Origin of the sequence: Thioalkalivibrio paradoxus ARh 1 (assembly GCF_000227685.2) — a bacterium.
Classification (GTDB): Bacteria; Pseudomonadota; Gammaproteobacteria; order Ectothiorhodospirales; family Ectothiorhodospiraceae; genus Thioalkalivibrio; species Thioalkalivibrio paradoxus.
This window is the reverse complement of sequence record NZ_CP007029.1, coordinates 1,695,182-1,720,103: the sequence shown is the minus strand read 5'-3', so window position 1 is coordinate 1,720,103 and position 24,922 is coordinate 1,695,182. Positions and strand designations below refer to the sequence as shown.

22 protein-coding genes and 1 pseudogene are annotated in these 24,922 nt (G+C 66.1%); 12 read left to right on the top strand and 11 right to left on the bottom strand.

All coding sequences use genetic code 11. The features are described from left to right. Nucleotide 1 precedes the first annotated feature (1 nt). The 6 genes from narJ to THITH_RS07925 are packed head-to-tail and all read right to left on the bottom strand — an operon-like array spanning nucleotide 2 to nucleotide 10,417. Nucleotides 2-742 (bottom strand): nitrate reductase molybdenum cofactor assembly chaperone, encoded by a 741-nt coding sequence (gene narJ / locus THITH_RS07950; protein WP_006747609.1) that lies wholly within the window; start codon nucleotides 740-742, stop codon nucleotides 2-4. Next, nucleotides 739-2,286, bottom strand: coding sequence for a nitrate reductase subunit beta (gene narH / locus THITH_RS07945; protein ID WP_006747610.1), 1,548 nt, complete (start codon nucleotides 2,284-2,286; stop codon nucleotides 739-741). The genes narJ and narH overlap by 4 nt, the downstream gene beginning before the upstream one ends. A 1-nt stretch (nucleotide 2,287) precedes the next feature. Beyond that, on the bottom strand, nucleotides 2,288-6,046 hold the full coding sequence (locus tag THITH_RS07940) for a nitrate reductase subunit alpha (protein ID WP_006747611.1): 3,759 nt from the start codon (nucleotides 6,044-6,046) through the stop codon (nucleotides 2,288-2,290). Between the two features lie 57 nt (nucleotides 6,047-6,103). Continuing rightward, complete coding sequence (locus tag THITH_RS07935; RefSeq protein ID WP_006747612.1) at nucleotides 6,104-7,456, bottom strand: MFS transporter; 1,353 nt, start codon at nucleotides 7,454-7,456, stop codon at nucleotides 6,104-6,106. Nucleotides 7,457-7,486: 30 nt separating this feature from the next. Further along, nucleotides 7,487-9,088, bottom strand: a complete 1,602-nt coding sequence (locus THITH_RS07930; RefSeq protein ID WP_006747613.1) for an MFS transporter — start codon at nucleotides 9,086-9,088, stop codon at nucleotides 7,487-7,489. 57 nt (nucleotides 9,089-9,145) lie between these two features. After that, on the bottom strand, nucleotides 9,146-10,417 hold the full coding sequence (locus THITH_RS07925; RefSeq protein ID WP_006747614.1) for an MFS transporter: 1,272 nt from the start codon (nucleotides 10,415-10,417) through the stop codon (nucleotides 9,146-9,148). Nucleotides 10,418-10,724: 307 nt separating this feature from the next. Here THITH_RS07925 and THITH_RS07920 point away from each other — a divergent pair, with 307 nt between their 5' ends. The 3 genes from THITH_RS07920 (at nucleotide 10,725) to THITH_RS19195 (ending at nucleotide 13,787) form a co-directional block, all read left to right on the top strand. Then, complete coding sequence (locus tag THITH_RS07920) at nucleotides 10,725-12,653, top strand: histidine kinase (RefSeq protein ID WP_232222272.1); 1,929 nt, start codon at nucleotides 10,725-10,727, stop codon at nucleotides 12,651-12,653. Continuing rightward, the gene (gene narL / locus THITH_RS07915) at nucleotides 12,613-13,305 is read left to right on the top strand and encodes a two-component system response regulator NarL (protein ID WP_006747616.1); all 693 of its coding nucleotides are present in this window, start codon (nucleotides 12,613-12,615) and stop codon (nucleotides 13,303-13,305) included. Before THITH_RS07920 ends, narL begins: the two co-directional genes overlap by 41 nt. A gap of 191 nt (nucleotides 13,306-13,496) precedes the next feature. Beyond that, nucleotides 13,497-13,787 carry a hypothetical protein gene (locus THITH_RS19195; protein ID WP_084222640.1) on the top strand — a complete coding sequence of 97 codons (291 nt, stop codon included), beginning with the start codon at nucleotides 13,497-13,499 and terminating at the stop codon, nucleotides 13,785-13,787. Here the strand turns inward: THITH_RS19195 and THITH_RS07910 are convergent. From THITH_RS07910 to THITH_RS07895, 4 genes are all read right to left on the bottom strand, one after another. After that, nucleotides 13,705-14,043 carry a TusE/DsrC/DsvC family sulfur relay protein gene (locus THITH_RS07910; protein WP_006747617.1) on the bottom strand — a complete coding sequence of 113 codons (339 nt, stop codon included), beginning with the start codon at nucleotides 14,041-14,043 and terminating at the stop codon, nucleotides 13,705-13,707. The genes THITH_RS19195 and THITH_RS07910 overlap by 83 nt on opposite strands. Before the next feature lie 102 nt (nucleotides 14,044-14,145). Further along, nucleotides 14,146-14,502 carry a hypothetical protein gene (locus THITH_RS07905; RefSeq protein ID WP_006747618.1) on the bottom strand — a complete coding sequence of 119 codons (357 nt, stop codon included), beginning with the start codon at nucleotides 14,500-14,502 and terminating at the stop codon, nucleotides 14,146-14,148. 18 nt (nucleotides 14,503-14,520) lie between these two features. Then, nucleotides 14,521-15,060 (bottom strand): HPP family protein, encoded by a 540-nt coding sequence (locus tag THITH_RS07900; RefSeq protein ID WP_006747619.1) that lies wholly within the window; start codon nucleotides 15,058-15,060, stop codon nucleotides 14,521-14,523. Beyond that, nucleotides 15,057-15,665, bottom strand: coding sequence for a CBS domain-containing protein (locus THITH_RS07895; RefSeq protein WP_006747620.1), 609 nt, complete (start codon nucleotides 15,663-15,665; stop codon nucleotides 15,057-15,059). The genes THITH_RS07900 and THITH_RS07895 overlap by 4 nt, the downstream gene beginning before the upstream one ends. 580 nt (nucleotides 15,666-16,245) lie before the next feature. Here THITH_RS07895 and THITH_RS07890 point away from each other — a divergent pair. Continuing rightward, the gene (locus THITH_RS07890) at nucleotides 16,246-17,088 is read left to right on the top strand and encodes a LysR family transcriptional regulator (protein ID WP_006747621.1); all 843 of its coding nucleotides are present in this window, start codon (nucleotides 16,246-16,248) and stop codon (nucleotides 17,086-17,088) included. Here the strand turns inward: THITH_RS07890 and THITH_RS17850 are convergent. Further along, nucleotides 17,082-17,420, bottom strand: a pseudogene (locus tag THITH_RS17850) (efflux RND transporter permease subunit); the annotation flags it as partial. The gene THITH_RS07890 and the pseudogene THITH_RS17850 sit on opposite strands and share 7 nt — an antisense overlap. A gap of 370 nt (nucleotides 17,421-17,790) precedes the next feature. Here THITH_RS17850 and THITH_RS07880 point away from each other — a divergent pair. The 8 genes from THITH_RS07880 to THITH_RS07845 all read left to right on the top strand — a co-directional run bounded on the left by THITH_RS07880 (nucleotide 17,791) and on the right by THITH_RS07845 (nucleotide 24,918). Then, entirely contained in the window at nucleotides 17,791-18,198 is a 408-nt protein-coding gene (locus THITH_RS07880; protein ID WP_006747623.1) for a c-type cytochrome domain-containing protein, read from the top strand. A gap of 56 nt (nucleotides 18,199-18,254) precedes the next feature. Next, nucleotides 18,255-19,652, top strand: coding sequence for an ethylbenzene dehydrogenase-related protein (locus tag THITH_RS07875; protein WP_006747624.1), 1,398 nt, complete (start codon nucleotides 18,255-18,257; stop codon nucleotides 19,650-19,652). Between the two features lie 4 nt (nucleotides 19,653-19,656). Further along, nucleotides 19,657-20,238, top strand: coding sequence for a DUF2231 domain-containing protein (locus THITH_RS07870; protein WP_006747625.1), 582 nt, complete (start codon nucleotides 19,657-19,659; stop codon nucleotides 20,236-20,238). Continuing rightward, on the top strand, nucleotides 20,235-20,549 hold the full coding sequence (locus THITH_RS07865; RefSeq protein WP_006747626.1) for a c(7)-type cytochrome triheme domain-containing protein: 315 nt from the start codon (nucleotides 20,235-20,237) through the stop codon (nucleotides 20,547-20,549). The genes THITH_RS07870 and THITH_RS07865 overlap by 4 nt, the downstream gene beginning before the upstream one ends. 546 nt (nucleotides 20,550-21,095) lie before the next feature. Then, entirely contained in the window at nucleotides 21,096-22,094 is a 999-nt protein-coding gene (gene ubiU, locus THITH_RS07860) for a ubiquinone anaerobic biosynthesis protein UbiU (RefSeq protein WP_006747627.1), read from the top strand. A gap of 14 nt (nucleotides 22,095-22,108) precedes the next feature. Then, nucleotides 22,109-23,032 (top strand): U32 family peptidase, encoded by a 924-nt coding sequence (locus THITH_RS07855; protein WP_006747628.1) that lies wholly within the window; start codon nucleotides 22,109-22,111, stop codon nucleotides 23,030-23,032. After that, the gene (gene ubiT / locus THITH_RS07850; RefSeq protein WP_006747629.1) at nucleotides 23,029-23,553 is read left to right on the top strand and encodes a ubiquinone anaerobic biosynthesis accessory factor UbiT; all 525 of its coding nucleotides are present in this window, start codon (nucleotides 23,029-23,031) and stop codon (nucleotides 23,551-23,553) included. The genes THITH_RS07855 and ubiT overlap by 4 nt, the downstream gene beginning before the upstream one ends. 222 nt (nucleotides 23,554-23,775) lie before the next feature. Next, complete coding sequence (locus tag THITH_RS07845) at nucleotides 23,776-24,918, top strand: NnrS family protein (protein ID WP_006747630.1); 1,143 nt, start codon at nucleotides 23,776-23,778, stop codon at nucleotides 24,916-24,918. Nucleotides 24,919-24,922: the final 4 nt, after the last annotated feature.

Sequence of the window (24,922 nt, the reverse complement as noted above, 5' to 3'; positions counted from 1 at the left end):
GTCAACCTCCGAAGACGGATTGCTTGGCGGGCACGGTGCCGGCGGGTTCCGGCTTCACCCAGTGGATCGGCTGTTCAGTCGCCTGCCCGCTGCCGCAGCCGCCCGGCGCGAGGAAGGTCACCGCCTCTTCTTCCCAGTACTTGTCCATGTTCACCACCGTTTCGTCGGGGCCCTCGGCAGCCGCCTGCTCTCGGATCTCGTCGAGGTTCTCGGGCGCACCCGCAAAGGCCAGCAGCGCGTCGAACAGAACCCCATACCGGCTGCCCCGCAATGCCAGTCGTTCGCCAATCAGTGCAAGCACCGGCGCCGCGTCGCCGAGCAGTTCGCGGGCCTCGTTCACCGGCCGCTCGGAGGCGAACTCCAGGAACAGCGGCAGGTAGTCCGGCAGTTCCCGCGCGCTCAGCTCGAAGCCGTGACGGCGGTACAGGTCCACCAGGTCCACCATCGCCTGGCCCCGGTCGCGCGACTCCCCGTGCACGTGCTCGAACAGGTGCAGGGACACCGCCCGGCCACGGTCGAACAGGTTCACGTAGTCCTCCTGCAGCACGTAGAGGTCCGTGATGCGCAGCTCCGCGATCAGCGTGCCGATACGCCGCCGCAGCTCCGGAGGGAGCAGCCGTTCCTTTTCCACCGCCGCCGCCAGCTCCTCCAGCGCCCCGAGCAGGTCGGCTCGCGGGTAACACAACAGCCGGGAGATCACCTTCAGCGTTTTCATCGGTTCCATCCGTTCCGGGTCCGTCATGACTTCACCTCCACGCGGATCGGCTTGCCTTTCCGGTCGGTCAGGCGCTTGGTCCCGAAGATGCTGGTCTTGGTCGCGCCGTCGGCACAGGAGTTGCCGAAGCTGAAGCCGCAGCCGCCGCGCTCGCCGTAGGCGTCGTAGGTCGCGCTTGCGTATTCGCGGTGCGAACTCGGGATCACGAAACGGTCCTCGTAGTTCGCGATCGCAAGGTAGCGGTACATCACCTCGATCTGGTCCATGCGCAGACCGACGTCGTCGAGCACGGCCTGGTTGAACTCGCCGTCCACGGTCTTCGAGCGCATGTAGGCGCGCATCGCAAGCATGCGTTTCAGCGCCAGCGTCACCGGCTTTTCGTCACCGGCCGTCAGCATGTTCGCGAGGTAGCGCACCGGGATGCGCAGCGAGTCGACGTCGGGGATGATGCCGTTCATACCCATGTTCCCGGACTCGGCGGCGGACTGGATCGGCGACAGCGGCGGCACGTACCACACCATCGGCAGCGTGCGGTACTCCGGGTGCAGCGGGAACGCGATCTTCCACTCCATTGCCATCTTGTAGATCGGCGACTGCTGGGCGGCGGTGAGCCAGGACTCGGGGATGCCTTCCTTGCGGGCGGCAGCGAGCACCTTCTCATCGAACGGATCCAGGAACATCTCCAGCTGCTTCTCGTACAGATCCCGCTCGCTGGCAACGCTGGCAGCTTCCTCGATCTTGTCGGCGTCGTACAGCAAAACTCCGAGGTAGCGGATGCGTCCGACGCAGGTTTCCGAGCAGACCGTCGGCTGGCTCACCTCGATGCGCGGATAGCAGAAGATGCACTTCTCCGATTTCCCGGTGTTCCAGTTGTAGTAGATCTTTTTGTATGGGCAACCGGACACGCACATGCGCCAGCCGCGGCACTTGTCCTGATCGATCAAAACGATCCCGTCTTCCTCGCGCTTGTAGATCGCACCGCTTGGGCACGAAGCGACGCAGGCCGGGTTCAGGCAGTGCTCGCACAGGCGCGGCAGGTACATCATGAAGGTGTTCTCGAACTGGCCGTAGATGTCCTTCTGCACCTGTTCAAAGTTGTAGTCCTTCGAGCGTTTGGAGAACTCGGTACCCAGGATCTCCTCCCAGTTCGGCCCCCAGTGGATCTTCTCCATCCGCTTCCCGCTCACCAGCGAACGCGGGCGAGCGACTGGCATTGCCCTCGACTCCGGCGCATCCTGCAGATGCGCGTAGTCGTAGTCCCAGGGCTCGTAGTAGTCGTCGATCTCGGGCAGGTCCGGGTTCGCGAAGATGTTCGCGAGCACGCGCCACTTGCCGCCCATGCGCGGCTCGATACGACCGTCCTCGCGGCGACGCCAGCCGCCGTTCCAGCGCTCCTGGTTCTCCCACTCCTTCGGGTAGCCGATTCCGGGCTTGGTTTCGACGTTGTTGAACCAGGCGTACTCCATGCCGTCGCGCGAGGTCCAGACGTTCTTGCAGGTGACCGAACAGGTGTGGCAACCGATGCACTTGTCCAGGTTCAGCACCATTGCGATCTGTGCACGAATCTTCATCTCAGCGGGCCTCCACGGCTTGAGCGGCTGGGGCGCGTTCTTCCATCCAGTCGATCTTGTTCATCTTGCGGACGATGATGAATTCGTCCCGGTTCGAGCCGACGGTCCCGTAGTAGTTGAAGCCGTAGCTCAACTGGGCGTAGCCGCCGATCATGTGGGTGGGTTTCAGCACCGCGCGGGTCACCGAGTTGTGGATGCCGCCGCGCGTCTGGGTCGTCTCGGATCCGGGCGTGTTGGTGATCTTTTCCTGCGCGTGGTACATCAGCGACATGCCTTCCGGCACCCGCTGGCTGACCACCGCGCGGGCGGCGATCGCGCCGTTCACGTTGTAGGCCTCGATCCAGTCGTTGTCCTCGATGCCGACCTTCGCCGCGTCGACCTCGCTGATCCAGATGATCGGCCCACCCCGCGAGAGCGTGAGCATGATCAGGTTGTCGGTGTAGGTGCTGTGGATGCCCCATTTCTGGTGCGGAGTGATGAAGTTCAGCACCACCTCACCGTTGCCGTTCGGCTTGGTGCCGATGATCGGATCGACCGTCTTCATGTCCACCGGCGGTCGGTAGACACACAGCGGCTCGCCGAAGGCGCGCATCCAGGGGTGATCCTGGTAGAACTGCTGGCGCCCGGTCAGCGTGCGCCACGGGATGAGTTCGTGCACATTGGTGTAGCCCGCGTTGTAGGACACGTGCTCGTCTTCCAGGCCCGACCAGGTCGGCGAGGAGATGATCTTGCGCGGCTGCGCGACCACGTCGCGGAAGCGGATCTTCTCGTGCTCCTTCGGCAACGCCAGGTGCTTGTGGTCGCGCCCGGTGATCTGGCCAAGCGCGTCCCAGGCCTTCACCGCCACATGGCCGTTGGTTTCCGGCGCCAGCATCAGGATCGTCTCGGCCGCGTCGATGTCGCTCTCGATCCGGGGCAAACCCTTACTGATACCCTCTTCGGTCACGCGATAGTTGATGTCGCCGAGCGAGTCGACCTCTTCCTCGGTGTTCCAGTTGATGCCCTTGCCGCCGTTGCCGGCCTTGACCATCAGCGGCCCCAGCGCCGTGAACTTCTTGTACGTGTTCGGGAAGTCACGCTCGACCACCACCAGCGCCGGCATCGTCTTGCCCGGCACCAGATCGCACTCACCGCGTTTCCAGTCCTTCACATCGAGCGGCTGGCCGAGTTCGGCCGGGGTGTCGTGCAGCAATGGCAGCGCGACGAGGTCCTTCTCGACGCCCAGGTGGCCCTCGCAGACCTTCGAGAAGGTCTTCGCGATGCCCTTGAAGATGTCCCAGTCGGTCCGGGACTCCCAGGCCGGGTCCACCGCCGCGGTCAGCGGGTGAATGAACGGGTGCATGTCGGAGGTGTTCAGGTCGTGCTTTTCGTACCAAGTCGCGGTCGGCAGTACGATGTCCGAGTACATGCAGGTGGTGGACATGCGGAAATCCAGCGTCACCAGCAGGTCGAGCTTGCCCTCGATCGGCTTCTCGGCCCAGGTCACCTCCTCCGGCTTCTCGCGGCCCTCGCCGCCGAGATCCTTGCCCTGCACCCCGTGGGTCGTGCCGAGCAGGTACTTGAGCATGTACTCGTGGCCCTTGCCCGACGAGCCGAGCAGGTTCGAGCGCCAGACGAAAAGGTTGCGCGGAATGTTCTTCGGATCGTCGGGAGCCTCGAACGCGAAACCCAGCTTGCCCGCGCGCAACTGCTCCACCGCGTAATCGGCCGGCGCCTTGCCGGCAGCCTCGGCATCGCGGCAGACGGCCAGCGGGTTGGCGGAGAGCTGCGGCGCGGACGGGAGCCAGCCCATGCGCACCGAGCGCACGTTGTAGTCGATCTGGCTTCCGGTCCACTCCTCCGGCTTCGCGGTAGGCGACAGGATCTCGGCCATCGACAGCTTCTCGTAGCGCCACTGGCTCGAGTGGATGTAGAAGAACGAGGTGCTGTTCATGTGCCGCGGCGGGCGGTGCCAGTCGAGCGCGAACGCCAGCGGCTGCCAGCCGGTCTGCGGCCGCAGTTTCTCCTGGCCGACGTAGTGCGACCAGCCGCCACCGCTCTGGCCGACGCAGCCGCACATCATCAGCATGTTGATGATGCCGCGGTAGTTCATGTCCATGTGGTACCAGTGGTTCATCGCGGCGCCGATGATCACCATCGACTTGCCGTGGGTCTTGTCCGCGTTCTCCGCGAACTGCCGGGCCACCGTGATCACCTGGTCGCGCTTCACGCCAGTAATGCGCTCCTGCCAGGCCGGCGTGTAGGGCACGTCGTCGTCGTAGCTCGCGGCGACGTTCTCACCACCGAGACCACGGTCGATGCCGTAGTTCGCGCAGCTCAGGTCGAATACGGTCGCGACCAGTGCCTCGGAACCGTCGGCCAGCTGGATCTTCTTCGCCGGCACGTGGCGGACCTGCAGCGAATCGTGGTCCGTGTGGGTGAAGTGCGGGTGTTTTGCACCACCAAAATACGGGAACGCGACCGGGACCACCGCGTCGGAAGAACCGATCAGCGTCAGCCCGAGCTGCACTTCCTGGCCGCTCACCGCGTCCTTGGGCTCGAGGTTCCAGCGCCCGACACCGTCGCCCTTCTCGCCCCAGCGGAAGCCGACCGAACCGTTCGGCACGACGAGCGCGCCGCTGCGTTCGTCCAGCGCCAGCATCTTCCATTCGGGGTGGTTGTCCTGCCCGGCCTGGTCCGCGAGATCCGACGCCCGCAGGAAACGGCCGTTCACGTAATGGCCGTCCTGCCGGTCCAGCAGTACCAGAAACGGGAAGTCGGTCTTCTCGCGCGCGTACTGCCGGAAGTAGTCGCTCGGGTGCTCGACGTGGAACTCGCGCAGGATCACGTGACCCATCGCCATCGCGAGTGCCGCATCGGTACCCTGCTTTGGGTGCAGCCAGATGTCCGCGAACTTGGTCGCCTCGGCGTAGTCGGGCGACACCACCACCGTCTTGGTGCCCTTGTAGCGCACCTCGGTCATGAAATGAGCGTCCGGCGTGCGCGTCTGCGGCACGTTCGAGCCCCACATCATCAGGAAGGTCGAGTTGTACCAGTCCGCCGACTCGGGCACGTCGGTCTGCTCGCCCCAGGTCTGCGGCGACGACGGCGGCAGGTCGCAGTACCAGTCGTAGAAGCTGCCGCAGGCACCGCCGATCAGCGACAGGTACCGGGAACCGGCTGCGTAGGAAACCATCGACATCGCCGGGATTGGCGAGAACCCGTAAATGCGGTCCGGGCCGTACTCTTTGGCGGTGTACGCGTTTGCTGCGGCGATGATCTCGTTGACCTCGTCCCATTCCGCGCGCACGAAGCCACCGAGGCCGCGCATCGACTTGTAGGAGCGGGTCTTCGCCGAATCCTCGACGATGCTCTCCCAGGCCTCGACCGGACCCAGCGTGCGCCGCGCCTCGCGCCAGAGCTTCACCAGCCGGCTGCGGACGAGCGGGTATTTCACCCGGTTCGCGCTGTAGAGGTACCAGGAGTAGCTCGCACCGCGCTGGCAGCCGCGTGGCTCGTGGTTGGGGAGATCCGGGCGGGTCCGCGGGTAGTCGGTCTGCTGGGTCTCCCAGGTCACCAACCCGTTCTTCACGTAGATCTTCCAGCTGCACGAACCGGTGCAGTTGGTTCCGTGGGTCGAGCGCACGATCTTGTCGTGCTGCCAGCGCTGGCGGTACCCGTCCTCCCAGCGGCGGTCTTCGCGGGTCACTTCACCGTGCCCGTTGGAGAAGTGGTCCTTGACCCGGTTGAAGAAGGTCAGTCGGTCGAGAAAATGGCTCATTCGGACTCTCCTGTTACACCAGGGCGGGCACGGCGCGCCCACCGCATTCGTCGAGGCTCACCAGTCCGGGTCCGACCGCGTACGGACGTGACACCACCAGGTGGCCGCCATGCAAACCAGGTAAAACAACACGAACATCAGCAAGGCCGGCCCCACCGCGCCCCAGGCCGCGAGCGCCAGGGCCAGCACCACTGGCACCGCGAACGCACCCAGTGCACCGATCGCCGATACCAGACCGATGACCTGCCCCGATTCCCGGATCGAACGCCGCGGTGCCGGCTCCGGTTGGTCGCCCTCGATCAGTTCGGGCACGATGCGGAACATCGACCCGCTGCCCAGGCCGGCAGCCATGAACAGCACCATGAACGTCGCCATCAGCCCCCAGAACCGGCCATCCGCATCGGGCCCAGGCAGGAAGCCGAGCGACGCCAGCACCGAGGCTCCCATCACCGCGAACGCGCAGAAGGTCACCGGGCCACCGCCGTAGCGGTCCGCGAGCCAGCCGCCGAGCGGCCGGGCCAGCGCACCCAGCAGCGGGCCGAGGAACGCGTACTGAAGCACGTCGACCTGCGGAAACTGCGTATGGGCGAACAGCGGAAACGCAGCGGTAAAGCCGATGAACGAACCGAAGGTGCCGAGGTACATCAGCGACAGCACCCAGTAGCGGCGCTGGGCGTAGACCGGCGGAGCGTCCGTCTCGCGCGCCTTGGGAAACGGCACCTCGTGCATGCCGAAGCGCGCGAACAGTGCGCACAGAAGAATCACGGGAACCCAGATGAACCCCGCATTCTGCAGCCACAGCGGATGCCAGTCGCCGCGCAGCTCCACCGCCTGCGGCGGACCGGCCAGGGCCCCGAATACCGACCACGCGATCACGATCGGCACCAGGAACTGCGCCATGCTCACGCCGAGGTTTCCCATCCCCGAGTTCAGACCCAGTGCGCTGCCGAGTTCCCAGCGGGGAAACAGCAGCGTCAGCGAGGTCATGCTGGAAGCGAAGCTGCCGGCACCCAGCCCACACAGCGCGGCCAGCACCAACATCAGCGGATACGGAGTCTGCGGGTGCTGCACAGCCAGGCCGAGACCAACCGCCGGCAGCAGCAGCACCAGCGTCGTGACCAGCGTCAAGCGCCGGCCCTCGACCCGGGTCGCGGCCAGCCCGTACACCACGCGCAGCAGCGCACCGCTCAGGCCCGGCATCGCCACGAGCAGGAACAGCTGCGTGGTCGAGAACGGGAAGCCGGCCGCCGGCAGCATCACCACGACGACGCTCCAGAGCATCCAAACCGCGAAAGCCACCAGCAGGTTCGGCACAGCGATCCACAGGTTCCGGTGCGCGACCAGCTTGCCCCGCGCCTGCCAGAAGGCGGGGTCGTCCGGGGCCCAGGGAGGTATGGCTCGGGCGTTCATCACGATGATCCGTGCGCAAGGGAGATCGGATCACGGGTTCTTCACGTACGCGTTGCGGCGCAGGTAGAACCACCAGTTCAGCACCATGCACAGCGCGTAGAAGACCGCGAAGCCGTACATCGCCATCTCCGGCGTGCCGCCCCGGATCTGTTCACCGATGACCAGCGGAGCGACGAACGCGCCGTAGGCGGCGACCGCCGAGGTCCAGCCGAGCACCGGGCCGGCCTGCTCGCGGTTGTAGATCACGCCGATGGTGCGGAACGTCGAACCGTTGCCGATGCCGGTCGCGGCGAAGATCACGATGAACAGCGCGATGAAGGCGAAGAAGTACTGTTCCGGGTTGGGCGAGTTGTACGCGAGCATCATGATGTAGCCGACCGCGGCGGAGGCGACCACCATCACCCCGGCGATGATCTGGGTCACGATCGAGCCACCGACCTTGTCGGAGACCCAGCCGCCGAGCGGGCGGATCAGCGCGCCGACGAACGGCCCGATCCAGGCGTAGGTCAGCGCCGACGGCGCGTCGGGGTGCGCAACCCGCTGCATCACGCCATCGATCTCCACGCTGGTGAAACCGAAGATCACCGTGATCGACAGCGGCAATGCCATCGAGTAGCCGATGAACGAGCCGAAGGTCAGGATGTACAGCACGGTCATCGACCAGGTGTGCTTGTCCTTGAAGATCGTGAACTGGCGCTTCGAGTTGGCACCGATCTGTCCGGGCATGACGCGCATCAGAAACAGCGTCGCGGCGATGATCAGCAGCATCGCGACCCACATGTTCAGGATGCCGAGGCCGGTCGGAGCGGGCAGGTACAGGTACAGCCCCACGCCGGCGGTCACGAAACCGATCAGGTACAGGCTCAGCACCTTGCCGAACGCGGCGAGGGGGTGACCGGGCTCGGGAGTGATCGGCCGCAGGTTGTTCATGCCGAACCAGGCCAGGATCACCAGCGGCACCAAAATCGCGGCCCAGATGAAACCGGCGTTCTGAATCCAGGTCTCGGTTCCGGCCGGAATCCGCCCGATCAGCGTGCCGCTGTCCTTCAGCAGGATCATCGGATCCCCGGCGATCACGCCGAACAGACCGATAGTCATCACCGCCGGGATCAGGATCTGCATCGTGGTCACGCCGAAATTGCCGAGACCCGCGTTCAGACCCAGCGCCAGCCCCTGCTGGCTCTTCGGGAAAAAGGTGCTGATGTTGCTCATCGAGGCGGCGAAGTTTCCGCCGCCGACGCCGGAGAGCAGCGCGAGCAACTGGAACACCCAGAGCGGCGTGTCCTGGGTCTGCAGCGCGAAACCGGCCCCGAGCGCGGGTAGGATCAGCAGCAGCGAGGTCAGGAAGATCGTGTTGCGCCCGCCGGCGACGCGGATCATGAACGACGCGGGGATGCGCAGCGTCGCGCCGGTGAGACCGGCGATCGCGGTCAGGGTGAACAGTTCGGCCTGGGAAAACGGAAACCCCAGGTTGATCATCTGCACCGTGATGATGCCCCACATGAGCCAGACGGCGAATGCCACCAGCAGGTTCGGGATCGAGATCCACAGGTTGCGGTTGGCAATGCGCCGCCCCTGCGATTCCCAGAACGCCTTGTCTTCTACATCCCATTCTTTGATGTCAGCGGCCATTGCGTGGCTCCCTTGTCAATCGCTGTTTCGCGAAAAAACCGTTGTCCGATGTCGTCATCACCCGCGCGATACGTGGCGGCGCACGCCAGCGGCATCGGCCGCCGCGATCAGCGGCTTGCGCTCGGTCCACCACATCCAGATCAGCGATACCCCGGTGGCCCCGAACAGCAGCCACCAGACGATCTGATTGAACTGGAAGATGTCCACGAGAGCCCCGAACATGATCGGCAGCAGGAATCCGCCGAGCCCGCCGATCAGGCCGACGATCCCGGAGATCACACCGATGTTGTGCGGATACTCATCGGAGATGTACTTGAACACCGAAGCCTTGCCGAAGCCCCAGGCAATGCCCATCACGAACAGGGCCAGGGTGAAGAGGTAGATGTCGCCGCCGAAGCTGAAGGTCAGCGTCCCGCCGTCGACCGTGCGGATCGCCAGCTCGGTCTGCGGATAGGCCATGTAGAACAGGCAGATCAGGCTGGTCCACATCACCCACCAGGTGACGTTGTGGGCGCCGAAGCGGTCGGACAGCCAGCCGCCCAGCGCCCGGATCACGCCCGAGGGCAGCACGAAGATCGCGGCGAGCAGCGCAGCGACCTGTATGCCGATGCCGTACTCGCTGATGTAGTACTTGGTCATCCACAGCGACACGCCGACGTAGCCGCCGAACACCAGCGAGTAGTACTGGCAGTATTTCCACACCTTCGGGTCCTTCAGTGCGGCGAGCTGCTCGCGGACCGTCACCGACTTGTCGACCAGATGGCTGACCGGCTCCTTGAAGGTGAAGAACCAGTACAGAACCACCATCACCGCCATTGCCACCGCGTAGACCTGCGGCACCATGGTCCAGCCGTAGGCCACGACCAGCGTCGGTGCGACGAACTTGGTGACCGCCGCACCCGCGTTGCCAGCACCGAAGATGCCCATCGCAAAGCCCTGGTTCTTCCTCTCGAACCAGCGCGCGGTGCCCGCGATGCCGACTGCGAACGAACCTCCGGCCATGCCGACGAACAGCCCGGCGATCAGCAATGCCCAATACTGTTCCAGCGTGGAAACCATCCAGATCGGCACAATGGTGACCGCCATCAGCACCGTGAACACGATGCGCGCGCCGAACTTGTCGGTCAGCATGCCCAGCGGCAGGCGGATCAGCGAGCCGGTCAGAATCGGCATCGCGACCAGGATGCCGAACTCGGTTTCCGAAAGGCCGAGGTCCTCCTTCAGCGGAATGCCGATGATCGAGAACATGGTCCACACGGCGAAGCACACCGTGAAGGCCAGGGTGTTCATCGTGAGTACGGAGATCTGCTGATAGCGGGGCGTCGCCACGGTTTTCCCCCGATCCGGATTGGGTCTGAAACCCGTTCTACGCCCGGCAAACGGAGCGGTAAATGCGCCTCCGGGGACCTTTCCTGCGCCGTTCTTCCGCTGTTACGACTTTGTAAGTAGCCCTTCTCACACCCTACAAAACATTGAATGTGCGGTATTCTCCATGGAAACGGCTCGAGGCCCGCCAGGCCCTCCCGCCGCGGGGAAGCCGGTATGGGTATGTCTGAAGACCCCGCCCGGCGCCACCTGCGCTGGATCCCCTTGGCGACCGGCACGCCCCGGGCCCGGAGGAAGAATGTTTGACGGCATGAATCGATCCCTGATGCTGCGCCTCGGCTTCGCGTTCTCGCTGATCGCCGCGCTGGCGCTTTTCGGGATCGTCACCTCGGTGATCATCGCCGAGACCCTGCGCGGCGAGGCAACGGCGATCAACCGTGCCGGTGCGCTGCGCATGCAGACCTACATGATCAGCACCGAGCTGCTGGAACGGCGCGTGGAAAGCGCGGAGGCACGGAAGCTGAGGATCGTTTCCGCGCTGGACCGATTCGAAGCGCGGTACCTGGGCGAAGCGTTGACCCGCATCGTGCCCCGCGGAACGTCCGAGCCGGCCCGCCAGGTCTACGACAAGGTGGGACATACCTGGGAGCACCGCATCCGCCCGGGCGTCGTCGCAGCGTTGGACCAGCCGCCCGATGCCGAGCAGCTGGGCCCCCTGAGACAGGAGATGGACGCGTTCGTGGTGCTGATCGATGACCTCGTGCGCCACCTGGAGCAGAAGACCGAGTCGAAGGTGCAGTTGCTGCGCTTCACACAGGGGATGTCGCTGTTCCTGACGCTGGTCGTGATCTTCATCACGATGTACTTCGTGCGCACCGAAGTGCTGCAGCCGCTGCGCGCCCTGCTGCGCGCCGCCGAGGCAGTGCGCAGGCGTGATTTCGGCTGGCGCATCCGGCACACGGGAGACGACGAGCTCGGTCAGCTCGGTGCGACCTTCAACCTTATGGCCCGGGACCTATCGCAGACCTATGAGGACCTCGAGACACGGGTGCGCGAAAAGACCGGAGCGCTGGAACGCAGCAACCGCTCGCTGGAGCTGATGTACCGGTCGCTGATGCACCTGCACGATGCCAGTCTCGCGGACGCCAGTTATTCGCGCACGCTGCGGGAGCTCGAGCGGTTTCTCGGGCTGGGTGCGGGCAGCGTCTGCGTCGTCGAGCCCGACGGCCGCAAGGGCTTTCGCATGGCGACATCGGACACCGCGCCCGGGAGCGGTCCGGTGTTCTGTACCCTGGAGTCCTGCCAGAACTGCCTGGACGACGGGCGCACCCGGCTCAACCGGCCCCGTAGCTCGGCCGACACCGGGCGCGTGCTCAGCGTGCCGCTAAGGGACGGTGACCGGATCCACGGTCTGCTTCGGATGCAGGTACCGGACGGTGTGAACCTCGAGCCCTGGCAAATCCAGCTCGCCGAGGGCGTCGCGCAGCACCTCGGGACCGCGATCGGCCGGCAACACCGCGCGGATCAGCTGAACCGCCTGGCGCTGCTGGAGGAACGCGCGACCATCGCGCGTGAGCTGCACGACTCGCTCGCTCAGGCGCTGACGTATATGAAGATCCAAGTGAGCCGCCTGCAGGGAATGCTGAAGACCCCGGGGCGCGAGTTCCAGATGGAGTCTACGCTGCGCGACCTTCGCAAGGGGTTGAACAGTGCTTACGGCGAGCTGCGCGAACTGCTGACCACGTTCCGCATCCGCATGGACGAACAGGGCCTGAACCGGGTCCTCGAGGCAACGGTGCGCGAGTTCGCTGACCGCGGGGAACTGTCGATCCGGCTGCACAACCGAGTGGCGGATGGGCAGATCGGGGTGAACGAGGAAATCCACGTGCTGCAGATCGTGCGCGAAGCGCTTTCGAACGTGATCAAGCATTCCGGGGCGCACGCGGCGACCGTCGGCCTCGATACCCTGCCCGACGGCCGGATACGGGTGATGATCGAGGACGATGGCCGCGGCATGCCCGAGCCTGCCGGGAAACACGGCCATTACGGCCTCACGATCATGCGCGAGCGCGCACGAAACCTGGACGGAGAACTCGAGATCCTGCCGCGTTCCGGCGGAGGCACCATCGTAGCCGTGCTGTTCGAGCCGGCGGCACTTGCGGCGGCCCACACTGAACCCTTGAACGAGAACACGACGGATGAACCCATCAGACTCCCCAAAGCCCGGTCCCAATCCTGACGAGCCCAGAACAGACGCCCGGGTGGTGATCATCGACGATCACCCGTTGTTCCGGAAAGGCGCGCGTGAACTGCTGGAGCCAGGCACCGGCTTCCAGGTCGTCGCCGAGGCCAGCTCCGGCGCGGAGGGTCTGCGCCGGGTAAACGAGATCAAGCCGGACCTCGTCCTGCTCGATTTGAACATGGTCGAGATGGATGGGCTCGAAACGCTCCGGCGGCTGCACCAGGCCGACCCGGCTGTGCGTATCGTAATGCTGACCGTCTCCGACCGCGAGGAGGACCTGGTCGAGGCGTTGCGGGCTGGTGCGTCCGGCTACCTGTTGAAGGACATGGAGCCCGAGGACCTGCTCGACCGCCTGCGCCAGGTGCTCGAGGGTCACCTGGTGCTGAGCGAAGGGCTCACTGAGCATCTCGCGCGGGCCGTGCGCCGGGAGCACGAGCCCACGCCGCTGGAACGGGCCGGGCTGACCGAACGCGAGATGGAAATCCTGAACCAGATCGCCGACGGCCTGAGCAACAAGCACATCGCCCGCAACCTCGACATCACCGAGGGCACGGTGAAGGTGCATGTGAAAAACCTGCTGCGCAAGCTGAACCTGCGCTCGCGCGTCGAAGCCGCGGTATGGATGGTCGAGCAGCAGCGGCCACGCTGACGCGGTAACCGCGCCACCACCCGCGCGGCCTACCAAGGGCGGAAAACCCCGGATGGCGGATCACGGCCTGCGGCCTCTTCCGCCCTCCCTTGCCATGGCGATCTGTAGGGCGGAAAAGCGTCAGCGTCATCCGCCGGTCGGCGCGTGCCGAAACCCGAACATCCGTGCCACTCCCAACGCCCGGATGGCGGATGGCGGATGACGGCCTTCGGCCTCTTCCGCCCTACCTTGCCGTGGCGATCTGTAGGGCGGAAAAGCGCAGCGTCATCCGCCGGTCGGCGCGTGCCGAAACCCGAACATCCGTGCCACTCCCAACGCCCGGATGGCGGATGGCGGATGACGGCCTTCGGCCTCTTCCGCCCTACAGCGGGGACTCGTGTGGGGCGGCAAATGCGAGTCTCAGCCGGTGCTCCAGGCGCGCGGGCGGCGCATGCCGGCGATCCGGCAGGCCTGCTTCACGTAGCCGTAGGGGAACAATTTGAACAGATGATTGTGGGCCTTGGCGCCGTAGCCGAATTCCTCGTCGAGGAACTTGATCACGAAGCGCGCGTCCACCGCGATCTGGTGCTCGTCGTAGTACTCGCGGATGAAGCGGATCACCGCCCAGTGCTCGTCGCTGAGCGCGATGCCCTCCTGCTCGGCGAACTGCTCCGCCACTTCGGGCGTCCAGGACTCCGGATCGACGAGGTAACCCTCTTCGTCGGTCACGTAGGCTCTTTCGATCGTCTCGGTTGCCATGTCGGCCTCCTATCGCTGGGGTGTCGAATTCTGTTGTGTCGAATCAATGCAGGGATCGCTGGCGTGTCCGGCATGGACATGGATCCCTGACCTGCTGCACTCTCAGGCGGCCACTGTTTCCGGAAGCCATGCGCAGACCCGATCCTCGAGCTTCTCGCACAGCCCGCAGTCGCGGCAGGCGGGTCCGTCGCGGGCGGGCAACGGCATGCGCTCGGCGAGAAACTCCCGGATCTCTTCGTCGGCCTCGGGAACGTCGAGGGTGCCAGCCGCCGCTGCGTCGAAACGCTGCTCGGCCAGGTCCACGAGGTCGTCGTAGAACTCGTTCATGTCCTGGCAGTGTTCGGTCGCGCGGAGCTCGTCGCCCATGTCGAACAGGATCCGCGACAACGCCTGGTTCTGGCGGTCGATGACCGGATCGCCGGATGTCGGGTTGCGGCTGGATCGGCGCAGACGGCGCATGTCATGTTCTCCTTGTCGTTACAGCCAGACCTCGGGATAACGCCGGGTCTTGGGCAGATTGTTGAACAGCACGGCCACGGCGAGCAGGATCAGCGCGCCTGCGGCCACCGGAAGCAGTACGAACAGGAATCCGAGGCTGTGGACCTGTTCGCCTCCCATCACCGCGAGCAGGGCCGTCGCCCCGCCCGGCGGGTGCAGCGTGCGCGTCAGGTGCATTGCCGCGATCGCGGTCGCCACCGCGCCCGCCTCGGCGAGCCAGATCTGGCCTCCCAGTAGCTTGAACGCGGCAACACCGATCAATGCCGACAGCAGGTGCCCGCCGACCAGGTTGCGGGGCTGCGCCAGCGGGCTTCGCGGTGCCCCGAACAGCAGTACGGCCGACGCACCGAAGGAGCTGATCATCAGCAGGTAGGCAGTGCCGTCGAAGAACTGCTGGTGCACCAGTCCAACCGCCGCGATCCCGATGAAGGCTCCGCACCAGGACCAGAACACCTCGGCATTGGAGACCCGCGGCAGGCTGCCCCGGGTGGTCCCGAGCATCTTGCGCCAGTAGTTCATACCAGGCCCTCCAGGTGGAAGGCGTGGATGAAATCCTTCCTCGAAAGCACGCCCATCAGCACGCCATTCCGATCCACCACCGGAAGCCGGTTGGAGTGTTTCCGGTGAAACTGCTCGACGATCCGGCTGAAGCGCGCATCGACCTCGACAGTGATCGCCGGACGGGTCATGATCGCGGACACCGGCGTCTCGTGCAGCGAGTGCTCCAGCGTGTCGGAGTCGGCCACGAACCGGTGCAGAAACTGCGTGAACGTGGTCGCGCCGAAATGACGCAGCAGATCCGTCTCGGTCAGCACCCCGACGACACGGCGCCTGTCATCAAGCACCGGAAGCCCCTTCAGCGCCCGCTCCGCCATGCCGTGAATGACCTCGTCCAGCAGCATGTGGGGGCTGACCGTCCAGGTCGCGGGCACCATCATCTGCCCCGCCGTGGTGTAACCTGCCAGACGCTCGAGTGCATGCCGGAACGCGTGGTGATACAGCTCGCGGAAGTCCCCCATGCTGATGTCGAGGTAGCCGGGAATCTCGTGCATCGCCGCCCGGATGTCCTCGTCAGAGAGACCGATCGGTGTCTGCCTGGGAAGCTCGTAGTTCTCGTGCGTCATGTCGATTCCGATCGCAGGCGGAATGGAGGGGCCGGCGGCTGCGGACCTCCCCGCGCGGCACTGCGCTCGGGCTGCCGGGGTACGAAGCGGTCAGCGGGGCCCACCACGTCGACGACCATTTCCTCCTGTGGCGCTCAGGATATCGGCCACTATTGAACATGACAAACGAATTTTATCTGTATTTATTATCGACAAATCCGATTTAAAGTCCGGCGAATCATGGGGATCGGACCCGTGCGCAGTCCGGAGTCACGTGACCGATGTCGGGGCTCACACGATCCCTCCGCGACACGTCGTCCCGAGTTAGACAGCGGCAAGCGCACCTCAACAGGTGCCTCGATCGCGTTTCCCGATATCATTGCGCCACGAATACGAATGCCGCGCATCGACTCCCTTCGCGGTTCTGCACTATCCGTCGGGCGTGGATCTTGTACCGGCGGGCGGCGGTTTGGCGAACGGCAGGATGCCTCCCGGCGATCAAGGGATGGGCGCGATCAACACGTCACGCGGCCGGCCTGGTTACTGCGCGGTCGCAACGATCGCGGCGATCGTTGACGCAGAAGTCGAGCGGAGGACCTCAATGGAAACCGAACAGATCCGGACTTTTCTCGCGGTCGCCGCGCACGGCAGCTTCGTCGATGCCGCCTCGCGGCTGCATGTCACCCAGTCCACCGTCAGTACCCGGATCCAGGGGCTGGAACAGTATCTCGGCGTCCGGCTGTTCGTTCGCAACCGCTCGGGCGCGACGCTGACACCCGCCGGGCGCCGGCTGCTGCGCCACGCCAAGGCGATGTTGCTGACGCTGGAGCAGGCGCGGCACGACGTGGGGCTGCCCAGCCGATTCACCAGCTCGATCCGCATCGGCGCGCGCATCGCTCTCTGGGAAGGCTTTCTGCCGGCCTGGGTCGGGCACATGCGCCGGATCGCCCCCGACCTCTCGATCCGCACCGAGATCGGCTTCGAGGAAGACCTGATGCGCCGAGCGGTGGAGGGGACGCTGGACCTCGCACTGATGTACACCCCGCAGCACAGCCCCGGCCTCCACGTCGAGCACCTGTTCGACGAGACTCTGGTGCTGCTGAGCACGGATCCGGAGCAACGCGAGCTTGACGAGCACTACGTGCACGTCGACTGGGGGCCGGCGTTCTTCGCGCAGCACAGCGCGAGCTACCCCGACACCGAACGGCCGGCATTGACCGCGAACATCGGCTGGCTGGGGCTGCAGATCATTCTCGAGAACGGCGGCTCCTGCTTCGTTCCCGAACGCATGGCCGCGCCACGGATCGCCGCCGGAGAGCTGTTCATCCCGCCGGGAAGCCCCCGCTTCAGCCTCCCGGCCTACGCGGTCTACGCGCTCGACAGCGATTCCCCAATGCTGCAGCCGGCGCTCGAGGGTTTACGGGAACTCTGCGCCGGCTACTGATCGCGGCCGCAGGCCGCGCCGATCACCCCCACACGCCGTTTTGCCCAATCGCCGCCGCGCGGGAGCCGCTGGCGTCCGTCACCGGAGAGTCGCGGGGCTCGCCGGCTCAGCAGCACGAACAGCGTCGGCACCAGGATCATCGTCAGCACGGTGGCCATGGTGATGCCACCGATGATCACGGTCGCGATCGGCGAAAAACGCTCCGCTCCCACGGCCATCTCCAGCGCGAGCGGGAACATGCCGGCTTTGGTGGACAAGGCGGTCATCATGATCGGCCGCAGCCGGGTCTGCACTGCAACGGTCACCGCGCGTACCACCCGGTTCGACTCCGCCCAGCATCTCAAGACCACCCTGGAGAACTATCGTACCGTCTACAATCACCACATGCCTCAGAAGGCGCTCCAGCATTGAATCTGGATCGGCGCCCTCAAACAATGGCAAGCCGACCACCCGGAGCTCTTCCTAAAGGGTATATCCAATCACACGGGTCTTGACACGTGCGCCGCCCCGGCGGGCCGCTTTTTCCCGACGCACTGGCCACATTGGGGTTCCCGCGTGGCCCCTCGCACGAATGCACATCCAGCCGAAACGAAGAAAACGGGACGCCACACCTTGCTCTACCCACCTCTCCCATCTACCTTTCCTGTGAGTGGACCCTGGGCCGCGTCGGTGCGGCCGTCCGGCACGCAGGAGAGCGTTCGAATGTACAAGCGTCACTCGTCACCCCTGTTTCACTCGCTTCGCGCCATAGGGATCGCCTCCGGCTTGACCCTCGCGCTCGGCGGGCTCGCGGGCTGTGGAGAGCGCGTCGTGAGCTTCAGTGACCATGTTCAGCCGATCCTGGACAAGCGGTGCATCGAATGCCATGTGCCGGGAGCCGAGGGCTACGAGGCCAGCGGGCTTGAGCTCACGAGCTACGAGTCGCTGATGCGGGGCACCCGCTATGGACCGATCATCGAGCCGGGGGATCCGTTCATCAGCGTGCTGAACCAGCTCGTCGAGGGCCGGGCGGACCCGTCGATCGCGATGCCCCACGGCGGGCACCGCCTTCCGGATTCTGAACTCAAGACCCTCCGTGAGTGGGTGGCCCAAGGCGCCCGGGACAACTGAACGCCCCCGCACAGTACCCGCATAGTTAAAGGCCTCAAGACCGAAGGAGAATGCCCATGCTCCGGCGCCGATCCGCGCTGCTCGCCGTCTCGGTGCTGTTCGTGGCCGTTCTGCTCGTATCGCTGGTCACGCATGGCACGGGAGTGATCCAGAACGATCCCGCGCGGAATATCTGGGTCCCCGGGCAGCTCACCCTCCCGCTGCAGCTCCAGGTCGCGTTCAACGACGACGAGATCCTGTTCCGCTACCGCTGGCCCGCGGACCGGCCGCATCGGTACGCCGATCTGCTGCGCTTCACCGACGGCCGTTGGCAGCGCGTTGCCCGCTCGCCGATTGGCCCGGACCCGGACGGCCTGACCGAAGACCGGCTGACGATGATGGTCGACGACGGCAGCGTTCCCGAGTTCCAGCGCTACGGCGGTTACATCACGGTCGGTGCCGACATGCGTGACTTCACGCCGCAGGATGCGGCGCTCGGCGAGGAAGACGGGTACCGGCGCAAGTACCTCCCGGCCACCCGCACCGACCCCCAGGACTGGTACTCGATCGCCGATGCGGCCACGTTGCACGGTCTGCACGACGCCGGCTATTTCCTGGACCTGTGGCACTGGCGCGCGCAGCTGTCGAACCCGATCGGCCGCTCGGATGACCAGCACATCTCCTGGTATCGCCTGTACGATTCCGGCGACGGGCCGTTCACAAGCAACTGGGACGGCGCGGCGCAGAGGCCGCGGCTGATGTTCGACCCCGAGCGCACGGGCATCCGCGCACTGCGTTGGGAAGACGTCACCGCGGGTCACACCGACAGTGACATCCCCTACCATCTTGCGGAGGCCAAGGCGGTCCCGTTCGATAGGCGGCACGAATGGCGCGAGGGGGACGTGATCCCGGGCCAGGTGCTGCGCGAACCCAGCGGTGCGCGCGCCGCGATCCGCGTGCAGGGCGAGGGCCGTTGGACCGATGGCCACTGGGACGTGACCCTGCGGAGAGCCCTCGACACCGGGCACCCACTGGAGGACAAGATCCTGCATCCGAAGGGTGTCTACGACATCGCGGTCGCAGTGCATCGGGACGGTACCGCGAGCCGGTGGCACTACGTGTCGATGCCGCTGCAGATCGGGCTCGACCGGCCCGCCGAGTGGGTCGCCTCCCGCTTCGACGGGGACGTTCCGGACTGGGACCGTGTCCCGGTGCACGAGATCGAGCTGTTCTACCCCGGCCAGGTCAGCTGGCCGAGGCTGACCAGCGAGATCCATGCAGGGGCGCCGTACATCGCGAAGGGCGTGCCGGTGAAGTTCCGGCACAAGGAAGCGCAGCTCGCCCAGTACGGGGTCGAGATCGAGTTCGAACGCGAGATCCGCCGGCAATGGTGGCTCAGCCTCATAGCCGGCCTGGTGCTGATCGCAAGCTTCGTGCTCTCGGTCAGCCTGATTCTCGGGCGCGAAAGGAGCTGATGCGATGGGCCCGTATCACGCATTGATGGTGCATTTCCCGGTGGCCTTCTGGACCGCCGCCGCAGTGATCCTCGTCGTCCGGGCACTCTCGAACGGCCCGCTCGCCCGGGCCTTCGACCGCGTGCTGGTGCCATTCCTGGTGCTCGGGGTCGTCACCGGCGTGATCGCCTACGCGATCGGCCTGATGGTCTGGCCACCCGACACGCTGCAAACCACCCCGCTCGGGCGCAACCACATGATGGCGGCCACCTGGTCGCTGTTCTACTGGACCGCCGTGCTGGTGCTGCGCTGGTGGGCCGGTGAGCGGGTATGGGACGGGCTGGTCAATCGCCTGATCATGCTTGGGCTGGGCGCGCTCGGGGCCGGGTTGCTGACGATTACCGGCACCCTCGGCGGTCACCTGCACGGTGCACCGACCTTCCTCAGCGACATCCTGCGCGAGATGGGCTGGGAGGTCTATGCGACGTTCTACTTCCCGAGCTGGATGTTCATCATCCAGGCCATCGTGGCGGTGGCGATGCTCGCGATCGCAATGCTCGCCCGCCGCGCGCCCGCATCCACGCCGTCCAGGGAGGCCGAACGATGAGAAGCGCGGTGCTCCTGGCGGTGATCGCCCTCCTCGCGATGGCGTCGTTTCCCGTGCAATCGGTGCCCCCGGGCCTGACGCTGGATTTCCTGAACGAGGACGCCGGCCACGTGACCTTCTCCGGCACCACCCACGCCGAGGCGGGAATGCACTGCGCCAGCTGCCACCTGTCGATCTTCGACGTCAGCCGTGCGGCGCGGATCAGCCGCGCCGACCACCGCAGCGACCAGTTCTGCTTCGGCTGCCACGATGGCGAGAAGGCGTTCGCGGCACGCGGCAACTGCGAGAGCTGCCACCAGGACGACCGCTGAATCCCCGGTCTGGCGGGCCAACATCGGCGCGCGTACCCGCGGCCTTCACTCCAGAAGCGCAGGCAACCGCGCCGGCATCCGTCTGGGCTGGGTGGCCAGCGCCCTGACCGAGGCGGCGCTGGCCGAATCCCCGTCCGCCAGTCATTCGCCCGCCGCCCGATCAGCCGGGACTTCTCGTTCCCACGCTCCCGCGTGGGAACGATGCGAACCTCATCCCGACGCAAGAATGAGCATACAGCGGTCGGAACGCGCGCGCTCAGCAAGGTTTTCCGCCCACGCGCACCACCGTGCATCCACCGCCTGATCGCCATCACTCCTCGCCACACCGATCATGAGAGCATCGGCGGTGCCGTAGGTTGTGCCGGCGCAGGCGGCACAACAACCCACGCCGCCACGATCCCGGAGCCCGGGAGATCCCCAACGGCCGTAATGAGATGCCATGGACCTCATTGGCCGAACCCGACGTGCAACGGATTTGATGCAGATCAAGGTTTCGGTCCCCGACCGCCAGCAGACTGCGGGATCGCCCGAACGGAGTGTTGCTGCATGGAACTCGTGTGCCCTGCCGGCAGCCTGCCCGCGCTGCGTGCGGCGGTCGACGCCGGCGCCGATACCGTGTACACCGGGCTGAAGGATGCCACCAACGCCCGCCATTTCGCCGGGTTGAACTTCACCGCGAAGTCGCTTGCGCAAGGCGTTGAATATGCGCACGCTCGCGGGCGCCGGGTGTTGATGGCCATCAATACCTATCCGCAGCCGAAGGGTTGGCCGCGATGGACCGCGGCGGTCGACCATGCGGCCGCGCTTGGCGTCGATGGCGTGATCCTGGCGGACGCCGGGGTGCTCGGCTACGCGGCCGACCGCCACCCGGATCTTCCACGGCACCTCTCGGTGCAGGCCTCGGCGACCAGTGCCGAAGCGCTGGCGTTCTACCGCCAGCAATTCGGCATCCGCCGCGCGGTGCTGCCGCGGGTGCTGTCGCTTGCTCAGGTCAAGGCCTTGTCGCAGGATAGCGATGTGGAACTTGAAGTGTTTGGCTTCGGCTCGTTGTGCATCATGGCCGAGGGGCGCTGCCTGCTGTCCTCGTATGCCACCGGCGAATCGCCGAATACCGTCGGCGCGTGTTCCCCCGCCGCCCACGTGCGCTGGCACGACCTGCCCGACGGCGGCCTTGAGACGCGTCTGAACGGCGTGCTGATCGACCGTTTTCAGGCCGGCGAGCGTGCCGGGTACCCGACGCTGTGCAAGGGCCGCTACCAGGTCCAGGACCATGTCGGCCATATCCTCGAGGAGCCGACGAGTCTGAACACGCTCGAATTGCTCCCCGAGTTGCTCGATACTGGGATCACCGCGATCAAGATCGAGGGTCGGCAGCGCAGCCCGGCCTACGTGACGCAGGTGACCGCGATCTGGCGCGCGGCGATCGACCGGTGCCTGGCGGATCGCGCGGCCTACCGCGCACTCCCCGAATGGCAGAACCCGCTCGCCGAGCTTTCCGAGGGCAGCCAGACCACGCTGGGCGCGTACCACCGCCCCTGGCATTGACGAGGAGCGCCGCGATGAACCGAACACCGCGTCTTGCCGTCGGCCCGTGCCAGTACTTCTGGTCGCGGGATCGGGTCGACGCGTTCTATGCCGAGGTCGCCGACAGCCGCGCCGACATCGTGTATCTCGGCGAGACCGTCTGCGCGAAGCGGCGCGAGCTGCGTCCGGACGACTGGATCGCGCTGGGACGCGAGCTGGCCGCCGCCGGCAAGGAAGTGGTGCTGTCCACGCTGACGCTGATCGAGGCGCGCTCGCAGATGGGCGTGGTGCGCCGCCTGTGCGGCAACGGCGAGTTCCTGGTGGAAGCCAACGACGTCGCCGCGATCCAGGTCCTGCACGAACTGGGGCTGCCGTTCGCCACCGGTCCCTCGGTGAACATCTACAATGCGGCAACGCTGCGGCACTACCATCGTCTCGGGCTGCGCCGCTGGGTGCTGCCGGTGGAGCTGGGCCGCGAGGCGCTGACCGACGTCCTGACCGAGGCCCGCCTGCCCGGGATCGAGACCGAGGTGTTCGCACATGGCCGGCTGCCGCTGGCCTGGTCGGCGCGTTGCTACACGGCCCGATACCACGACCTGCCGAAGGACCAGTGCGAGCTGCGTTGCCTCGATCATCCGGCCGGAATCACGGTGGCCACACGCGAGGGCGAGGAGTTCCTGACGCTGAACGGCATCCAGACCCAGTCGGGGCAGGTCTGCGACCTGGTGCCGGCGTGGTCGGATCTGGTCGTCGCCGGGGCCGATATCCTGCGCTTCAGCCCGCTGCCGGAGGGAACGCTGGAACGCCTGCGTACGCTGCGCCGCGCGCTCGACGGCGATTCGGCTGCGGACGCCGCGCTCGGCCGGCAGGCCGCAGCGACCTGCAACGGCTACTGGTTCGGACTGCCCGGCATGGCGGCCGCGGCACCGGGCCACACGCCCCTGGAACGCCGCCGATGACGCTGACCCTTCCTCGGACCCTGCTCGACCGCATCCCCGCCCCCTCGTCGGCTGCGCTGATATCGCCGCTGGGCGCGCTTCCGCCTCCGTTGATGGAAGCGCTGGTGGCGCGCGCAACGCAGCATCTGCTTGCGGAAGCGTTGGAGGACGGCTCGCTGGAACTGCTCGAGGGCCGCGTTCTCGCGGTGACGGTGACCGACCCCACGCTGCGGATGCGCTTCACGCTCGACCGCGGGCACCTGCGCAGCGCCCATGCGGGCCGCGCCGACGTGACGGTGACGGCGAGTGCCGACGATTTCCTGCTGCTGGTCGCGCAGCGCACCGACCCGGACACGCTGTTTTTCCACCGACGCCTGCGTCTGTCCGGAAACACCGAGCTAGGACTCGCTGTGAAGAACGTTCTCGATACAATTGATTTATCTTGGATGCCAGCCCCGCTGAAGGCCCTTCTCGACCGCGCGGCCGACGGCGTCGAACAGCGCCGAGCGCAGTCGGGCCCGGCATCCGCAACGCCCCGTTGACGTGCAAATCCCGCCGCTCGCGTTTCGGGCCACCCGTAGGGCGGAAGAGGCCGAAGGCCGTCATCCGCCGCGCCGACGTCGGGGACCGCCCCGATTACCGGTGAAGGCCACGACCCCGCGGCGGATGACGCTGCGCTCTTCCGATATGGGCGACTTGCATGATGGCCGGGGCGAACCCCTGCCATGACTTCCGCCACCGCTACTACCCCAGGCTTCCATCGCATGCTGCGCACGCTGTTCTCGATCGGCTTTCGTCCGTTCTTCCTTGCCGCCGGCTGGCTGGCCGCGGCGTGGGTACTGATCTGGGTGACCTTCCTGCTTCGGGGCAGCCCGTCGCTGGGCAGCCTGCATCCGATCCTCTGGCACGGCCACGAGATGGTCTTCGGCCTGGCAGCGGCGGTGATCGCCGGGTTCCTGCTGACCGCGGTGCAGAACTGGACCGGGCTGACCTCGACCACCCCTGCAAGCCTAGGCGTGCTGTTCGCGACCTGGGTGCTGGCCCGGCTCGGTTTCCTTTTTCCCGACGCGATCCCGCTCTGGCTCACCAGCATCGCGGACTTGGCCTTCTTCCCATTGCTCGCCGGAATGATGGCGCGCGTGCTCTGGCGCGCCCGTAACCGGAACAACTACCTGCTCGTGCCGCTGCTGCTGGCCTTCGCGGTGCTGAACCTCGCGATCCACCTCGACCTGCACGGAGTCCGCCCGGGCATCGGGATCCCGGCGCTGCACCTGACCGTGTATCTGGTCACGCTGTTGCTGGTGTTCATGGGCGGGCGAGTGATCCCCTTTTTCACCGAGCGTCGGTTGCCGGATCTCGGTGTGCGCCGCTGGCCGGTGCTCGACTGGGCGACGCTGCTGGTCACACTGGCGATCCTGCCTGGCTACCTCTGGCTGGGCCGCGACCCGGCACTCGCGCCGTTGCTGCTCGCCGCCGCTGCACTGAACCTGATCCGACTGCTCGCCTGGCGGCCCTGGGGCACGCTGACCGTGCCGCTGCTGTGGATCCTGCACGTCTCGTACTTCTGGATTCCGGTTGGGTTCCTGCTGCAGGGCATCCACCTGCTGGGCGCTCCGGTGTCCTGGTCGATCGGGATCCACGCGCTGATGGTCGGCGCGATGGGCGGGCTCATTCTGGGAATGATGGCGCGGGTTTCGCTCGGCCACACTGGCCGGCCGCTGGAAGCGCCCGCGGTGATCACGGTCGCGTTCCTGCTGATCGTGCTCGCCGCGGCGGCCCGGGTGGCGATGGCGGTATTCCCGGTCGCTGGCTGGCTGCTCTTGCTCACGGGCCTGCTCTGGTCCGCCGCGTTCGCGCTGTTCGCGCTGTATTCCACGCCGGTGCTGCTCGCGCCCCGCAAAACCTGAGGGA

Excerpts from the sequence above, each read along its gene's own strand:
- THITH_RS07875 (WP_006747624.1), top strand. The coding sequence starts at position 18,255 with ATGCTCCGGCGCCGATCCGCGCTGCTCGCCGTCTCGGTGCTGTTCGTG.
- ubiU (WP_006747627.1), top strand. The coding sequence starts at position 21,096 with ATGGAACTCGTGTGCCCTGCCGGCAGCCTGCCCGCGCTGCGTGCGGCG.
- THITH_RS19195 (WP_084222640.1), top strand. The coding sequence starts at position 13,497 with ATGGCGGATGACGGCCTTCGGCCTCTTCCGCCCTACCTTGCCGTGGCG.
- THITH_RS07935 (WP_006747612.1), bottom strand. The coding sequence starts at position 7,456 with ATGAACGCCCGAGCCATACCTCCCTGGGCCCCGGACGACCCCGCCTTC.
- narJ (WP_006747609.1), bottom strand. The coding sequence starts at position 742 with ATGACGGACCCGGAACGGATGGAACCGATGAAAACGCTGAAGGTGATC.
- THITH_RS07880 (WP_006747623.1), top strand. The coding sequence starts at position 17,791 with ATGTACAAGCGTCACTCGTCACCCCTGTTTCACTCGCTTCGCGCCATA.
- THITH_RS07865 (WP_006747626.1), top strand. The coding sequence starts at position 20,235 with ATGAGAAGCGCGGTGCTCCTGGCGGTGATCGCCCTCCTCGCGATGGCG.
- THITH_RS07870 (WP_006747625.1), top strand. The coding sequence starts at position 19,657 with ATGGGCCCGTATCACGCATTGATGGTGCATTTCCCGGTGGCCTTCTGG.
- THITH_RS07905 (WP_006747618.1), bottom strand. The coding sequence starts at position 14,502 with ATGCGCCGTCTGCGCCGATCCAGCCGCAACCCGACATCCGGCGATCCG.
- THITH_RS07920 (WP_232222272.1), top strand. The coding sequence starts at position 10,725 with ATGAATCGATCCCTGATGCTGCGCCTCGGCTTCGCGTTCTCGCTGATC.
- THITH_RS07895 (WP_006747620.1), bottom strand. The coding sequence starts at position 15,665 with ATGACGCACGAGAACTACGAGCTTCCCAGGCAGACACCGATCGGTCTC.
- THITH_RS07940 (WP_006747611.1), bottom strand. The coding sequence starts at position 6,046 with ATGAGCCATTTTCTCGACCGACTGACCTTCTTCAACCGGGTCAAGGAC.
- narL (WP_006747616.1), top strand. The coding sequence starts at position 12,613 with ATGAACCCATCAGACTCCCCAAAGCCCGGTCCCAATCCTGACGAGCCC.
- THITH_RS07845 (WP_006747630.1), top strand. The coding sequence starts at position 23,776 with ATGCTGCGCACGCTGTTCTCGATCGGCTTTCGTCCGTTCTTCCTTGCC.
- ubiT (WP_006747629.1), top strand. The coding sequence starts at position 23,029 with ATGACGCTGACCCTTCCTCGGACCCTGCTCGACCGCATCCCCGCCCCC.
- THITH_RS07930 (WP_006747613.1), bottom strand. The coding sequence starts at position 9,088 with ATGGCCGCTGACATCAAAGAATGGGATGTAGAAGACAAGGCGTTCTGG.
- THITH_RS07890 (WP_006747621.1), top strand. The coding sequence starts at position 16,246 with ATGGAAACCGAACAGATCCGGACTTTTCTCGCGGTCGCCGCGCACGGC.
- THITH_RS07855 (WP_006747628.1), top strand. The coding sequence starts at position 22,109 with ATGAACCGAACACCGCGTCTTGCCGTCGGCCCGTGCCAGTACTTCTGG.
- THITH_RS07900 (WP_006747619.1), bottom strand. The coding sequence starts at position 15,060 with ATGAACTACTGGCGCAAGATGCTCGGGACCACCCGGGGCAGCCTGCCG.
- narH (WP_006747610.1), bottom strand. The coding sequence starts at position 2,286 with ATGAAGATTCGTGCACAGATCGCAATGGTGCTGAACCTGGACAAGTGC.
- THITH_RS07910 (WP_006747617.1), bottom strand. The coding sequence starts at position 14,043 with ATGGCAACCGAGACGATCGAAAGAGCCTACGTGACCGACGAAGAGGGT.